Consider the following 14,613-nt stretch of genomic DNA (forward strand, 5'->3'; position numbering starts at 1 on the left):
GGGCCCTTGCCTAAGGCTACAGGCTGTGCTAATATGGCTATCACTATGGCAGAAGAGAAAAATATGGTTATGAACGAAGTAATTGAGCGAATGTTTAAGGCAGGCGCGCATTTTGGTCTTACAAAATCACGCCGACACCCATCAACAAAGCCCCTTATTTTCGGTGCAAAGAATAAGGTTGAAATTTTCGACCTTGAAAAGACAAAGGATTACCTTGCGAAAGCACAGGAGTTTGTTCGATCAATTTCTAAGAACAACGGAATGATTCTTTTCGTTGGAGGAAAGAAAGAAGCGCAGACAGCAGTAGAAAAGGCTGCAAATGACATTTCTATGCCATTTGTTGCTGGACGATGGATTGGAGGAACATTTACAAACTTTCCACAGATTCGAAAGCGAGTAGAGCGACTTGAAATGCTTACTATGCAGCGAGAGAAAGGAGAACTTTCAAAGTATACAAAGAAAGAACGTCTTTTGATCGATCGTGAAATTGATAATCTAAACCGATTTTTCTCAGGCATTATTCCTATGAAGGAAATGCCAAAAGCACTCTTCATTATTGATTCAAAGCGAGAACACATTGCTGTTACTGAAGCACAGAAAGCAGGAATCCCAGTAATCGCACTTTGCGGTACTGATTGCAACATTAAGGATGTAGAATATCCAGTACCAGGAAATGACTCTTCAATCTCAAGTATTACTTTCTTCTTGAGTGAAATCACAAAAGCATATAAAGAAGGCCGAAAGGCATAATTATCTAGAGTAATGGTAACAGCTGCACAAATTAAAGAGCTTCGAGACAAAACAGGTGTATCGATGATGCAATGTAAAAAGGCACTTGAAGAAGCAGAAGGTGATATGGATAAAGCTCTTGCTGTATTGCAAGAGAAGAGTAAGGGAATGGCAGCAAAGCGTGCTGACCGAGAATTTGGTTCAGGAGTCATTCAGTCATATGTGCACTCATCTGGTGCTATTGGTGCACTTGTAGAACTTGTTTGCGAAACAGATTTTGTTTCTAAGAATGAGGAATTCAAGACAGCAGCTCGAGATATTGCAATGCATGTGACTGCTTCAAACGCAGTATATTTAAAAGCTTCTGACATTCCGGAAGAACTTAAAGATTCTGCTGAAGCAAAAGAACAAGTTCTTCTTGATCAGCCATTTATCAAGAACCCAGAGATTACTGTTAATGGATTGATTGATTCAGCAATGCAGAAGTTTGGTGAGAAGATTGAAGTAGCACGTTTCGTACGTTTCTCTGTCCTTGAAAAATAGGAACGAGAAATAGCACATTATGTCATTTTGGTTAATTCTTTTTATAACTTCTGGTAGCGCAATTGTACTGTTCATAGCGCTCAAATTAGTTCAGCTACAATTTGGCTTGTTGTTTTTCTGGCCAGGCATTCGGCAAGAACTTGAAGTAATATTAAATCAACGCAAGGTGAAAGCTGCACGATGGTTGGATATCTTCAGTGCACAGCAGATGTACATTATTTTGCACAGTATCGTAGTAGGATTGAAGGGAATTGTAGTGGCAGTACATGTATGGCTTGATCGCAAGTCGCATCGCCTTACAAGCCTCATACGAGGCCGTCATAAGGTAGAAACTAATACAAAAGCTTCACATTTCCTTCATGACATCAAATCGTTTCGAGACCGATTTCGCAAGCAATAAAAGTATGATAGTATAGTCGTTAAGCCGACTTAGCTCAGTTGGTAGAGCAACTGTTTTGTAAACAGTAGGTCCCCAGTTCGATCCTGGGAGTCGGCTCCAACAAATTCGAATCATGATATTTTCGCACTATAAGCGATTTCTTAGATTCAAACCTTTAGTAGGTATAGCTCTTTTTATTGTTCTAATTATTGGAGTGTCATTTTTGATTTCCAATCCTTTTTCTGATGAAGATAAAACAGTAGCAATTATTCTCTCTCCTCACGCTGGTGATGCATATGTGGGCCTTGGAGGATTGATTGATCAGAAGGGTAGTAATGTAATAGTCGTAGATGTTTTTAACGGTACTGATACCGGGACTACAACTCCAGTAATAGATAGTACCAACACTTCAGTACAGCTAGTAAAGCTGCAATACTCAGAACGAGATGGAACTCCTGAAGAAATAAGTATAAGTCTATCTCAAGATATTCAAGCTTTGATTAGTGGTAATAAAGATAAAATAGTATCTGTGTATGCGCCGTCATATTTTACTGATGACATTACGCCTAAAGAGCATGCAATTGTATCAGAAGCTTTCAGAAATGTTGCAAGTAATTATCCAGATATGAATGTACAGTTTTATGTATATGAAGATTTTCCTTATATAAATCAGTTTAATTTATCTTCAGTAGTATCAGTCCAGCGACATATTGAAAACACATTCGATATTAGATTTACTAAAGTTGAAATCCCACTTACGAAAGTACCTGAGGGATCAGAATCTATTCGAGCATACAAACAAACTCGATGCGGAGAAAATCCGAATCGAGCGTGTGAAATAGTGTATAAGTTAGAACGCTAAATCTAAACAAGTATTACTTTCGAACTTTATAGATTCGGAGCTTGCAGTATGGAGAATCTCCGTTAAATACATTTTCTTCTTGCTTGTCGATCAGTTCAAGTACTGCTTGTTTCGTAACTTGGCATTCTTCACCCTCGTTTTTACAAATAGTCTCACACTCATTAAAGGCAATATAGTCGTATCCTCCACGTCTCAGCATATAGGTCTGAATAGCATGTTCCCAGGTATCCATTACTTCGGGCACAATAGCATCACTTAATGCAACAAACTGAGGTGAAGATGTAAGAAGGGTAAGACGTCCTTTATCTTTAAAATATGAGAAATACGTAACTTGAGCAGGAGTTAATACATACTTTTGTGCAAGATTGGTATATGCATAGTATGAAATGCTGCTAAGCCCAATCATAAGAATGAAAGCAATAGCAATATATGCTTTTTTATAGTTTATACGAGCTGTGAGCAAGGCAATGCCGTATCCTGCAAGAATAGTGATGTACGGGAGAAATGAAATACCATAGCGAAGTTCTTGATGAATTGCATGGCTAAAATATCCTCCAAGAACTGCTACTGCAAGAAGTGAAACAATTACGAGATCTCGAGCTTTCTCTTGTTCGTGTTTAAATTTCTTAAAGAAAATAAGAAGGGCTGCAAATCCAAAAATAATAAATGGATTTTGCATAAATAAACCTTTAGCATAATACAGATAATGCTGGGTAGTATAATGCATTGAGTTTGCTACTACTGTATTTGCTGTAATTATTGGATGTAAGGCATTGCCATAGAGATGAATGTTTGCAATAAAATATGGAATTGTAAGCACTAAAAATCCAACACCTAATCGCATGCACGCAACAGTGAAATCTCGAAAACTCATGCGCTTTGAAACAAGCTGGATGAGAAGTGCAAGACCGAATACTACGCCGATAAGTACTTGCGGGAACCTCATAAGGAACGCGAGTGCAACAACAAGCCCCGCACTAAAATCTTTTCCCTTGAGAAATAGGTAGGCTGCTAGTACGGTGAGACATGCTGAAGGAATATCAGTGAGCGGTGCATTGCTAAAGGCAAGAATAACAGGAGAAAATCCAATAAGAATAGCTGCATAAAGTCCGGCATTTTTTCGTGCACGTTCTCCTATTAAGTAACAAAGATAGATAAGTCCAAGGCTTGCAACAATAGCAATAATTTTTCCTACAACCACAGGATCTAATCCTATTTTCCATGCACCTCCTAAGATTATAGGGAATAGTACAGGTCTAAATGACTCGAAAATTCCAATAGCACCTTTGGTATACATAAACTTTCCGATACCGATGTACATGGCTGTATCCCAAAACAGAATAGTATTTTGAAGGGTATACCATACACGAGCAATGAGAGAAACAAAAAGAACGAATATAATCATAGATATATCAAAAGCTGTTAATTACTGATTTTTCTTACTAGTCGATGTAGCCGTGCTTGATGTTGCTGTCATTGTTGTAGATGTAGCTTGCTCTAGAAAAGGCTGAATAACACTTTCCATACTTGCAAGACTATCAAAGGCTGCATAGTTTTTACCATTGATATCTATTATGGGTAATGCATTTGGAACATTGTGTTGAGAAATAAGTGTCTTTACCGCAGGAAGATCAATATCATAATCAAATGTATAAATTTCTATCTGAGGATATTCATTTTGAATTGCACGCAAGATATATTCTTGAGTTTGGCATGTAGCACAGTTCTTATTTGAGTAGAAATACAAAATAAATACTTTGCCATAATCGCACTCATCATTCATTCTTTTTGTGAGAAGGTAATCTCTAATCTGAAGAAGTGAATAATATCTCTTTAATCGGAATACTTCCGGATCATTTTCACCAAGCTGACCTTCGAGAAAATCTAGCTTTGATGAAAGACTACTAAGCTCGGTACGAAGTGTTGAACGGTCAAATTCTTTGCATGATGATTCTTCTATAATATCGAACTGTGTCTCAAACGAGAGAATATCAATAGAAATTTTGTCTTCAATAGCTTTAAGCTCATTAGTTTTGCGCTTGTTGATATACTCTGAAATAACGAAAGCAACTCCAAAAACAGTTATGGTCAGAAAAAGTGCAATAATATAAATCTTGAAATTTATTTTTTTCATTATCTCCAATGAGTTTTACGGCCAAAGACTGCGTTGAATACTGAACGGATAACCCAGAAAGGTGAGATGAGTGGGAATACTACGAAGTAGAGTGCTACACGGCCTGGACGTAGGGGCTCGCTTGTAAGCTTTTGGGCATTGTAGACCAACGTAAACATAAGCATAAATACAAAAAGTGTAAGAAATATATTTAATTTTGCACTTACATAAAAGAGACTAAATTCAAATTGGGGCATTAAGAATCCAACAGCCTTCCAAAGTAGGAACTTTTGTACCAAGAAATTGACAATTCTGTACATTAATAGAAACACGGTAAAGATAACCCCTCCAATAAGTACAACTGCAGTAGGAATAGTAAGTAATCCAACATTACCGTATTCTTTATTTAAGAATAGGAACTTGTAGTCCCAGGCATTCTTTAAGAAGCCGTAGGTCCATCGTAGACGCTGTTTGTAGAGCTTATAGACCGTTGTAGGACCTGTAGTATAGACCCATGCTGTATGCATGTTATCAATCTTCATATGATTCGCCTGTAATCGAAAGGCGATTTCCATATCTTCAGTATTGTGAGCTTTCTTAAACTTTCCAATTTTATCAAATGCAGCTTTTCTAAATATAGTAAACGGGCCGGGTGTTACGTGAATACCACCGAGAATACCCATAACTTTCTTTACAAGAATACCGAAGACATATTCAACACTCTGCACACTTTGAATAAGTGTCTTTGGATTGTAAATCTTCATAGCTGGAGTAACCGCCATTGTTTCAGGATCATCAAATTTACAGATCATTTTCTTTAAGGTGTCTGCATCAACTTCTGAGTCTGCATCAAGACAGCCAAAAAATTCACTTGTACTTCGATCAATAGCATAGTTTACGGCAGTATGCTTTCCTCCGTTTTCTTTGTGATAAAGCTCTATCTGAGGATGACCTGCATATTGCTGCACAATTTCCCAACTACTATCTGTACTTCCATCATCAACTACAAAAATCTTGAGTTTATCTTGAGGATAATTCATTGCAAGGAGAGACTGCACTGTTTTTGAGACTGTCTTTTCTTCGTTCCAAATAGGTACGACAATAGTTACGGAAGGGTATACTTCTCGTTCATATGATGCTTTTTCGTCGGCTTTAATTTCCTTTCGGTGAGTGAGGTAGGTAAAAAGAATGAATACCTCAAAATAGATACCGACAAAGAGAAAAAAGTAGATGATAACTGTCTGAAAAATGCCCATATAAGTAAGTATGTATTATATCATACACATGACCTTTTTACAAGTGGAAAGCTTTCGTATATAATGGCTTTATGAAAGGACATATTCATCCATTAACCATTGCAATGCAAGAGATTCAGACCATATTTGCCGATATGGGATTTGAAGTTGCCCTTGGTCCTGAACGAGAAACAGATTTTTACAACTTTGAAGCACTCAATTTCCCTCCAGATCATCCGGCTCGAGATATGCAGGATACCTTTTGGCTTAAAGATCCAAACGAAAAGGGTGAAAAAATGCTGTTGCGAACACATACATCTCCAGTACAGATTCGCTATATGGAATCAAACAAGCCTCCATTTCGAATTATAGTTCCGGGTAAGGTATATCGAAACGAAGCGACTGATGCAACGCACGAAGCGCAGTTTTTCCAAGTAGAAGGATTAGCAATTGATAAGAATATTTCTCTTGCAGAACTAAAAGGAACTCTTGAAACATTTTATAAAAGATATTTTGGTAATGATGTAGAACTTCGATTTCGACCAAGCTTTTTTCCATTTACTGAACCTTCAGTAGAAGTGGATATTCGCTATAAAGATAAGTGGCTTGAAGTAATGGGAGGAGGACTTGTGCATCCCAATGTTGTGAAAGCCGCAGGATTAAATCCAGAAGAATGGCAAGGCTTTGCATTCGGAGGTGGAATCGATCGACTTATCATTCTTAAGTATGGAGTAAATGATATTCGAGATTTTTATTCTGGTGATCTCAGATTCGTAAATCAGTTTTAATATATGAAAATTTCTTATAATTGGCTTCAAACATATTTCAAAGATCCGCTACCTAGCCCAACAGAATTGGGTGATCTTCTCACATTCCATGTGTTTGAAATAGAAAGTATCGATGAAGTAGGGAATGACACTATACTTGATGTGAAAGTACTTCCAGACCGAGCTCACTATGCGCTTTCACACAAAGGTGTAGCATATGAAATTGCTGCTATTACAAACACTCCTGTCCATGAAAAGCCACTCGCTATAAAAAGAGAAAGTATAAAAGACTCACAAGAACTTATTGTAAATATTTATGATGAGCGATGTATTCGAGATTCAAAAGTAGTACTTAAAAATATTACCGTAGAAACTTCACCTGAGTGGCTCAAAGAACGGCTCACAGCTATTGGCCAGCGATCTATTAGCAATATTGTTGATGCAACAAACTATGTAATGTTTGATCGAGGTCAGCCACTGCATGCATTTGATTTTGATAAGCTTACAAAGAAAGATGGGAAAGCAGCGATTGGACTTAAGAAGGCAAACGCAGGTGACAAAATAACCACATTAGGTGGCAAAGAATATACGCTTGATGCAGATACTCTTGTATTTACTGATGAATATAATAACGATGCACTTTTAGATATCGCTGGTATTAAAGGAGGAACATTGGCTGAAGTAGATGCGAATACAAAAAATATTGTAGTGCTGTCTGCAAATTTTGATGCATCATATATACGCAAAACTTCTACAAAATATGGTATTAGAACTGATGCTTCAAAGCGATCAGAAAATAATATTTCTCCAGAATTAACTATGGATGGGTTGCTTCAGGTCGTTCAGCTTATTACGGATATTTCAAAAACAGCGCCAACAATAGAGGGGATTGTGGATTATTATCCTAAAGTTATTACTCAGCCTAAAGTAGTGATTTCTACTGACTATATTGTGAAGATGCTGGGAGTTAATATCTCTGAACCAGAAATTACAACTATCTTGCAGAGATTGCAGATTTCTTATCTTCACAAAGAAGGTGTGTTTGAAATTATGCCGCCACTGTGGCGACGAGATCTTGTAATTGCACAAGATGTTGTGGAAGAAGTTGGACGAATTTACGGATATAAAAAGCTGCCATCAACCCAGCTTCCTGAAACTAGTTTTAAGCCAGCGGTAAATAAACTCTTTTATTACTCAAATAAGATTAGAACTATATTAACTGAAGCAGGATTCTCTGAAGTTTATACCTATGCATTGCAAAATAAAGGGGAAGTGGAGATTCTTAATCCATTAGCATCAGATAAAAATTACTTAAGAAAAGATTTAGTGACTGGTATTTCTCAGTCACTAGAATTAAACGTGAGAAACGCAGATCTTCTTGGGCTTGATCAAATTAAGATATTTGAAATTGGTAAGGCATTTGCTAAAGATGCTGAATCTACCAAGTTTGCATTGGGAGTAAAAAATGCAAAGAAGATGAAAGTAAAAGAAGGACAGGCTATTAAAGATATTCTTCAGAAAATCGGAGAGGCATTAGGCACTACACTTGATCTAAAGATTGCAGATACTGATACAGTATTTGAGCTCGATTTCGATGCTCTTATAGAACAACTTCCGCAACCTACTGCATACGAACCATATATTCGAAGTGAAGAAGTAACTACTTATAAGAAATTCTCAGCATATCCATTTGCAGTGCGAGATATTGCGGTATTTACTCCAGAGGGAACATCTAAAGAAACAGTGCGATCTGTTATTGAAAAATATGCAGGGGATATAGTACTTACAGAAAAAATAAGACTCTTTGATGAATTTACAAAAACATTAGAAGATGGTTCTAAGAAAATTTCATTTGGATTTCGAATGGTGTTTCAATCATATGAGCGAACACTTACTGAAGAAGAAATAAATGCGGTTATGAAATCTATAACTGATGATATGAATATGCGGGAAGGTTGGCAGGTGAGATAAAAATCTAAAAATAAAATAAACGTTTAGCCCGGCTGCGTGTGGTACGCAGCCGGGCTTTCGATTGGCGTCAGTGATGTCGACGCCGATGTTTCTTCTTGGGCCTGATCTTCCCCCTGTTTTTCCAGTGCTTGTTGCACAGGATGTTTGTGGTGCACGTGCAACGTTTACTTCGCGTGATACGCTCGAACGGTTGGTACAAAGGGAGAGCAGCGTGCTCCCACCTCATCGGGGAAAGGTTTCGGCATGCGAAGACCTTTTTGACCCGATTGGACCTACCGACCGGTAAGAAATTCTGTGCCAATCATTGTCTCCGAGAGAAGTCCTGGCTATTCCAATAGCCGTTCCTTCTGCATTCTTCCATACTATAAAAAAATAATCAACAAAATATGTAAATGAAATCCAGAGGTGAGGAAGCCCGACTCGCGTGGTGCGGTCGGGCTTCTGGGAAACGAAGAACGTGAACGGTCGCGTAAGTCTACGCGAGCGTGAGCATGCCGATCTTCGGCACTCGAATGCGCGGCCGCATCTCGTTGTTCGCGTGGTGCGTTGGCGAGTAGTAGGCGCAGACGGGCGTCGGGACCGTGGGGCAGATCTCACTGTCGACGATCCGGCGGTCGATCTCGTCGATTGGGATGTCGACCGTCAGGCGGTGGTCGGCGATCGCCCGGTCGAGCCGCTTTTGCTCGTCGGGGTAACCGAACTGGGACATTGCCGTCGGGATCTTCGGGTGACGGGGAGCGTGACGAATCATGAGAACCTCGAGATGAAACAGAAACCGTTCCTGGATACCAATCCATTGGCACCAGCTTCATGTATTATAGCATTTTGAGCATAAAAGTCAAGTTGGAAAAGGTGGATATGGCGGCCCAGGCTAGCCGTATAAAATAGGTATGCTATGATGTACCCCGTATGATTACTATTGGTCTTACGGGCACTATTGGCGCAGGCAAGGGAACGATTGTCGAGTATTTAAAGACCCAAGGTTTTACACACTATCCCGCTCGGGATTTTTTAATAAGAGAAGTTGTAAAAAGAGGACTCGAACCTATTCGAGAAAATATTACTGTAGTGGCAAATGATCTCCGAAAGATCCATTCTCCTGATTATATAATCTCTGAACTTTCAAAAGAGCGAGCAACAAATCCTGGTAATGCAATTATTGAATCTATTAGAAATTTAGGGGAGATAGATTATCTTAGAAAGACTATTCCCAATTTTTATTTGTTTGCTGTTGATGCAGATTTGAAACTTCGGTATGAACGAATCCTAGAACGGGGATTGAGTACTGATCACATTTCATTTGAGCAGTTTGTGATAGACGAAAATAAAGAGATGGATTCTAAGGAACTCTGGAAACAAAATATTCGAGCTTGTATTTCACAGGCAGATTTTGTATTCGAAAATAATGGGACTATTGAAGAACTCTCAGTGAAAGTGGAGGAAGTGCTTAAAAATTTGACTAATAAGTAAATCCTCTTAAACTAACCTGAGAACTGGGGGCAGTCCTAACCCGAGGTCCACATGGCAGAATTTGGAGATGAATGGTCTGTGTGCTCGTGTTCGTGTCACGACCCAAATGGCGGGCCGCCGCGCGCTGACCACTGCATTCCGTGTTGTACTCATTGCCCGTGGTGTGCTCAGAACATCACGGGCAACCTCGATGCACACATTGCTGGTGTTCATCCCACACACGTGGGGCAACCCTTTCCTTTCGTCAGTCCCTTAGCGGGGCTTTCCGACCAACCACTGGTCGGGTAGTCAGCAGGGGATTTTTTTATTACAAAATTTATATAAAAAAAGCCGTTCGCGGGTGCTACTTGGCTGGTGTTTTTTCGAAACTTTTTGCAAGGTAAAGTGTGGTATTGTAGGCAACTTTGAATTGAACATACCACACTTGTCCTACACTCCCGGTGCTATCATCCCGACCTCTCGGATTGAACCACACCTGCCGCACAACATATGTGGCATGCTCTTCAGTGAGAGTGATATCGCCGATCTCGGGGGGAATGGGTGTTACAACCGGGCGGACTACATCATCCACCTTGAATGGCGGTTGCAACCCAAGGAGCCGAGCGTGTAAGGCTCCGCTTAGCCAGTTCACCATCTTGCGAGTTGCGCGTAACCCGGGCTCTTCACCAAAGGAAGTGGCTCCGGTTCGCTCTGCAGCACGTACAAGCTCCTGCACAAGCTCGACGTTATCCATCGTGTACGGATCTCTTTTTGACATGCGGTTACTCCTTTTCCATACATTATAGTAGTCAAAATTGGGTTTGTTGCAAGCTCTAAAATTTGCTATAATAGAGTATCTAAAAATTTACAAAAATGGCTAAATCAGACGAGAAGAAAAAGAAAGAAGGGAGTTACGGCGCGGAAGATATTCAAGTCCTCGAGGGTCTGGAACCGGTGCGAAAGCGACCGGGTATGTACATTGGTACAACTGGACCCGATGGTCTTCACCATCTTATTTGGGAAATCTTCGATAACTCTCGTGACGAAGCCATGGGCGGTCATTGTAATGATATTGAAGTAGCCATTTTGCCTGGTGAGTTTATTCGTGTTGTCGACAACGGCCGAGGTATTCCCGTAGACAAACATTCAAAAACAAAAGTATCTGCTCTTGAAACTATTATGACCGTGCTTCATGCCGGAGGTAAATTCGGAGGTGAAGGATACAAAGTATCTGGAGGTCTTCACGGAGTGGGAGCATCGGTAGTAAACGCGCTTTCAAATCACACTCAAGTACGAGTACATCGCGATGGTGGAGAGCATGTTCAAGAATATGCTAAAGGGAAAATTCTCGCTCCAGTAAAAAAGGTTGGAGCTTCAAAGCTCAACGGAACTATCGTAAAATTTCAACCTGACGAAACTATTTTTCAAGAAGTAAAATTTGATTTTCAGCGAGTTGTAAATCATCTTCGACAACAGGCTTACTTGGTTAAGGGCCTAAGAATTACTGTTATTGATGCACGAGGTTATGAAGGTAAGATACGTGATGAGGAAGTAGCATATCTCCGTGAATTGGCTCTTGAAGTGCCATCACAGTCGTTCTACTTTGAAGGAGGACTTATGTCATTGGTGAAGTTCCAAAACACACTCTTCAAACCAGTACATAAAAATATTTTCTACATTGAAAAAAACACAACTGAATATGAAACAGTAGAAGTATCTCTCCAGTATGTTGACGATATGAGTTCACGTATCCTTCCTTTTGCAAACAATATTTACAACTCAGAAGGAGGAACTCATGTTACAGGATTTAAGACTGCGCTTACACGTATGCTTAATACCTATGGCCGAAAGAATAATCTCATTAAAGAATCAGAAGAAAACTTTACAGGTGAAGACGTACTTGAAGGTCTCACTGCCGTTGTGTCTGTAAAGATTCGAGAAATTCAATTCGAAGGACAAACAAAAGCAAAGCTTGGAACTGTGGAAGCTCGAGGAATGGTTGAATCTGTGTTTAGTGAGGCATTTGAATTCTTCCTTGAAGAAAATCCAGACGATGCACGAGCTATCATTCAGAAAGTTATTCTTGCTCTTCGAGCACGAAAAGCTGCGAAGGCTGCAAAGGATTCTATTTTGCGAAAGGGAGCTCTTGAAGGATTTGGTCTTCCAGGAAAACTTAAGGATTGCCAAAGCAAAGATGCTACAGAATCAGAACTCTTCATTGTGGAGGGAGACTCAGCGGGTGGTACAGCTACACAAGGACGAGATCGAAAGACTCAGGCTATCTTGCCGTTGAAAGGAAAAGTGCTCAACGTGGAACGAGCTCGCCTCGATAAGATTTTGGCATTTGCCGAAATCAAATACTTGGTTATTGCGCTGGGAACTGCGATTGGTGATACTTTCGATATTTCACGACTACGTTATCACAAGATTATTATTGCAACGGATGCGGACGTCGACGGTGCTCACATTCGAACATTGTTGCTAACCCTTTTCTTCCGATACTTCCGACCACTTATTGATGCGGGCAATATCTACATCGCACAACCACCACTCTTTAAGATTAAACGAGGAAAGCAGATTGAGTATGCATACTCACTCGAAGAACGAGATCATATTATTAAAAATGTGTTTGGATACAAGGGAGAAGTAGAAGAAATTATCCAGACAGAACACAACACTCCATCAGAAGAAGTTTTTGTTACCGAAGCCGTATCTGATGAACAGCTCGATGAAGAACGAGAAGTGAAAAAGAAAGGAAAGCCTGATGTACAACGATACAAGGGTCTTGGAGAAATGAACGCCGAAGAGTTGTGGGAAACAACAATGGATCCAACTCGACGAGTGCTTAAGCGAGTAGAAGTGGGAGATGCTACTGAAGCTGATAAAGTCTTCGATATCTTGATGGGTACAGATGTGCCATCACGAAAGAGTTTCATCCAGTCGAATGCGCAGAAAGCGAATATCGATATTTAATAAGTCTAAATATCAAGCAAAACAAAACCCCGCAGAGATGCGGGGTTTTGTTTTAGTTTAATTCAATTAGTATCGGTAGATAGTAGTTGACGTTGTATTGTTGTTGTTATTTGTCTCAGCAACTTCGTTGTTGTAATCAACAGTCACACTTACTGGGTTATTACCCTGTGAGCGAATATTGTCGAAACCAACAGTGAAGATTGTCTTCTGACCAGGATTAAGTGATGGCTGGTATCCAGAAGTATAGAGTGAGTTTGAATCGTTTGTTGGTAGGTATGCTTGGAATCGGTATTGTCCACTAGCAGTTCCACCTACGTTTTCAATTTCAAACTTGATAGCTGCTCGATCGTTGTATCCAACATTGTTTGTTGCATAGAACTGATTTGTATTTTTATCTACAATTCCAGTACTAACGATTCGAACAATTAGATCTGCCTGAGTTCCATAATTGCCCCCTACAGTTCCACCGTTGTTTACGATGTTTGTAGTTGCAACGTTATTGTTGTTATTTGTTTCAGCAATAAGGTTCTGAGGGTCTACTGTAATAGTTACAGTATTGTTTTGAGCATTGTTGATTGGTTCAAAACCAAGAACATATTCAATTCGATCCTGTGGTCCAAGATTCTGTTGACCGTATGCATTGTATACAGAGTTCTTTGGAGTTGGAAGATTTGCTGTGAATGCCCATGTTCCAGAATTCTTATCACCATTGTTCTTAACAGTAAACTTTACTGCAGGTCGCATACCAGCACTTACAGAATATGATGGAACGAATGCTGAAGTTGTTGGATGGAGGTATCCTACTGCATTGATAGTAATTGCTAAGTCTGCAGTTCCATTTGGATTTGATTGGATATATGCAGGAGTAACTGCTGGTTTAGTTGGAGTAGGCTTAGGTGTTGGAGTAGGTGTTGGCTTTGGAGTTACTGGAGCAGGGGTTGGTTCTGGTGTAGATGCTGGAGGTGTAACTGGTTGTTCACCTGAAGGCATATCAATAGGTGTTCCACCTGTTCGACTGTCTGCAATGTTTGGATTTGTAACTGTTACTAGGACACTATCAAGATCAATTACATCTGAAGTGTTGTTTTCAAGAAATGCGAGTGTGAAAGATATGTCAGTATATCGCTGAACCTCAGAAAATGCAGTGAGATCAATTCGATTATCGTTTACTGAGAAATAGTAGAGACTATTACATGTAATAGTTTCATTTGGAATACTAATTGATGTTTCAATTCGTACACCATCTTTACACTGGTAGCTTAATACATATGAACCATTATCTCGATGTTTTCCAGTCCATGAAAGAGTGAAAGGTTCACCTGAGTTGATTGTAGTTCGATCGGCAGTTAAGTCTACAGTCTGGTTCGTTCCAAAGAGGGAAGAAAGAGTATTCTTAAATGATGATACCGCGTTTGGTACCAATTTGATTGGTAATAAAATACCAATAATGAGAAGGACGATAAGTCCAATTAGCACGACTATTTTTAGTACGGTGCTTGGTTCTCGCTTTTGTTCCGGGGTTTTGTTATTTTGGGTTTGCATTTCCATAAGCCTTTTATTAATGAATGGTGTTGGTATATTATCATATATAT

Annotated in this window: 13 protein-coding genes and 1 tRNA gene; 9 read left to right on the top strand and 5 right to left on the bottom strand. The window is 39.6% G+C overall.

The window, feature by feature from the left end:
- Positions 1 to 33: 33 nt before the first annotated feature.
- The 5 genes from rpsB to V4519_01620 all read left to right on the top strand — a co-directional run bounded on the left by rpsB (position 34) and on the right by V4519_01620 (position 2,513).
- Positions 34 to 750: a 30S ribosomal protein S2 gene (rpsB, locus tag V4519_01600; protein MES2436680.1), complete on the top strand. Its 717-nt coding sequence runs from the start codon at positions 34 to 36 to the stop codon at positions 748 to 750.
- Between the two features lie 12 nt (positions 751 to 762).
- The gene (gene tsf, locus V4519_01605) at positions 763 to 1,272 is read left to right on the top strand and encodes an elongation factor Ts (protein ID MES2436681.1); all 510 of its coding nucleotides are present in this window, start codon (positions 763 to 765) and stop codon (positions 1,270 to 1,272) included.
- A 19-nt stretch (positions 1,273 to 1,291) separates the two neighbouring features.
- Positions 1,292 to 1,672: a hypothetical protein gene (locus tag V4519_01610; protein ID MES2436682.1), complete on the top strand. Its 381-nt coding sequence runs from the start codon at positions 1,292 to 1,294 to the stop codon at positions 1,670 to 1,672.
- A gap of 23 nt (positions 1,673 to 1,695) precedes the next feature.
- Positions 1,696 to 1,771: transfer RNA gene (locus tag V4519_01615), tRNA-Thr, on the top strand.
- A gap of 13 nt (positions 1,772 to 1,784) precedes the next feature.
- Entirely contained in the window at positions 1,785 to 2,513 is a 729-nt protein-coding gene (locus tag V4519_01620; GenBank protein ID MES2436683.1) for a hypothetical protein, read from the top strand.
- Positions 2,514 to 2,526: 13 nt separating this feature from the next.
- On the opposite strand, the gene V4519_01625 is transcribed toward V4519_01620, so the two are convergent.
- The 3 genes from V4519_01625 to V4519_01635 are packed head-to-tail and all read right to left on the bottom strand — an operon-like array spanning position 2,527 to position 5,882.
- Positions 2,527 to 3,918 (bottom strand): glycosyltransferase family 39 protein, encoded by a 1,392-nt coding sequence (locus V4519_01625; GenBank protein ID MES2436684.1) that lies wholly within the window; start codon positions 3,916 to 3,918, stop codon positions 2,527 to 2,529.
- A gap of 21 nt (positions 3,919 to 3,939) precedes the next feature.
- On the bottom strand, positions 3,940 to 4,647 hold the full coding sequence (locus tag V4519_01630; GenBank protein MES2436685.1) for a hypothetical protein: 708 nt from the start codon (positions 4,645 to 4,647) through the stop codon (positions 3,940 to 3,942).
- Complete coding sequence (locus V4519_01635; protein ID MES2436686.1) at positions 4,647 to 5,882, bottom strand: glycosyltransferase family 2 protein; 1,236 nt, start codon at positions 5,880 to 5,882, stop codon at positions 4,647 to 4,649. Before V4519_01635 ends, V4519_01630 begins: the two co-directional genes overlap by 1 nt.
- 71 nt (positions 5,883 to 5,953) lie before the next feature.
- On the opposite strand from V4519_01635, the gene pheS reads away from it, so the two are divergent.
- Both pheS and V4519_01645 read left to right on the top strand, forming a co-directional pair.
- Entirely contained in the window at positions 5,954 to 6,649 is a 696-nt protein-coding gene (gene pheS / locus V4519_01640; GenBank protein MES2436687.1) for a phenylalanine--tRNA ligase subunit alpha, read from the top strand.
- Between the two features lie 3 nt (positions 6,650 to 6,652).
- Complete coding sequence (locus V4519_01645; GenBank protein ID MES2436688.1) at positions 6,653 to 8,599, top strand: phenylalanine--tRNA ligase subunit beta; 1,947 nt, start codon at positions 6,653 to 6,655, stop codon at positions 8,597 to 8,599.
- A gap of 475 nt (positions 8,600 to 9,074) precedes the next feature.
- Here the strand turns inward: V4519_01645 and V4519_01650 are convergent, their stop codons facing one another.
- A complete protein-coding gene (locus V4519_01650) occupies positions 9,075 to 9,308 on the bottom strand; it encodes a hypothetical protein (GenBank protein ID MES2436689.1) in 234 nt (77 codons plus the stop codon).
- A gap of 200 nt (positions 9,309 to 9,508) precedes the next feature.
- On the opposite strand from V4519_01650, the gene V4519_01655 reads away from it, so the two are divergent.
- Positions 9,509 to 10,069, top strand: coding sequence for an AAA family ATPase (locus V4519_01655; GenBank protein ID MES2436690.1), 561 nt, complete (start codon positions 9,509 to 9,511; stop codon positions 10,067 to 10,069).
- Positions 10,070 to 10,921: 852 nt separating this feature from the next.
- On the top strand, positions 10,922 to 13,021 hold the full coding sequence (locus tag V4519_01660) for a DNA topoisomerase subunit B (protein ID MES2436691.1): 2,100 nt from the start codon (positions 10,922 to 10,924) through the stop codon (positions 13,019 to 13,021).
- 66 nt (positions 13,022 to 13,087) lie between these two features.
- Here V4519_01660 and V4519_01665 read toward each other — a convergent pair whose 3' ends face one another.
- Positions 13,088 to 14,569, bottom strand: a complete 1,482-nt coding sequence (locus tag V4519_01665) for a CARDB domain-containing protein (GenBank protein MES2436692.1) — start codon at positions 14,567 to 14,569, stop codon at positions 13,088 to 13,090.
- Positions 14,570 to 14,613 lie beyond the last annotated feature (44 nt).

The sequence above is a fragment of the Patescibacteria group bacterium genome, from assembly GCA_040387855.1.
In the GTDB taxonomy this organism is placed as follows: domain Bacteria; phylum Patescibacteriota; class Minisyncoccia; order Phycocordibacterales; family JAKAEA01; genus JAZKCY01.

Coding starts and splice junctions, on each gene's coding strand:
- V4519_01610 (MES2436682.1), top strand. CDS start 1,292: ATGTCATTTTGGTTAATTCTTTTTATAACTTCTGGTAGCGCAATTGTA.
- rpsB (MES2436680.1), top strand. CDS start 34: ATGGCTATCACTATGGCAGAAGAGAAAAATATGGTTATGAACGAAGTA.
- V4519_01665 (MES2436692.1), bottom strand. CDS start 14,569: ATGGAAATGCAAACCCAAAATAACAAAACCCCGGAACAAAAGCGAGAA.
- V4519_01645 (MES2436688.1), top strand. CDS start 6,653: ATGAAAATTTCTTATAATTGGCTTCAAACATATTTCAAAGATCCGCTA.
- V4519_01650 (MES2436689.1), bottom strand. CDS start 9,308: ATGTCCCAGTTCGGTTACCCCGACGAGCAAAAGCGGCTCGACCGGGCG.
- V4519_01660 (MES2436691.1), top strand. CDS start 10,922: ATGGCTAAATCAGACGAGAAGAAAAAGAAAGAAGGGAGTTACGGCGCG.
- tsf (MES2436681.1), top strand. CDS start 763: ATGGTAACAGCTGCACAAATTAAAGAGCTTCGAGACAAAACAGGTGTA.
- V4519_01635 (MES2436686.1), bottom strand. CDS start 5,882: ATGGGCATTTTTCAGACAGTTATCATCTACTTTTTTCTCTTTGTCGGT.
- V4519_01655 (MES2436690.1), top strand. CDS start 9,509: ATGATTACTATTGGTCTTACGGGCACTATTGGCGCAGGCAAGGGAACG.
- V4519_01630 (MES2436685.1), bottom strand. CDS start 4,647: ATGAAAAAAATAAATTTCAAGATTTATATTATTGCACTTTTTCTGACC.
- V4519_01625 (MES2436684.1), bottom strand. CDS start 3,918: ATGATTATATTCGTTCTTTTTGTTTCTCTCATTGCTCGTGTATGGTAT.
- pheS (MES2436687.1), top strand. CDS start 5,954: ATGAAAGGACATATTCATCCATTAACCATTGCAATGCAAGAGATTCAG.
- V4519_01620 (MES2436683.1), top strand. CDS start 1,785: ATGATATTTTCGCACTATAAGCGATTTCTTAGATTCAAACCTTTAGTA.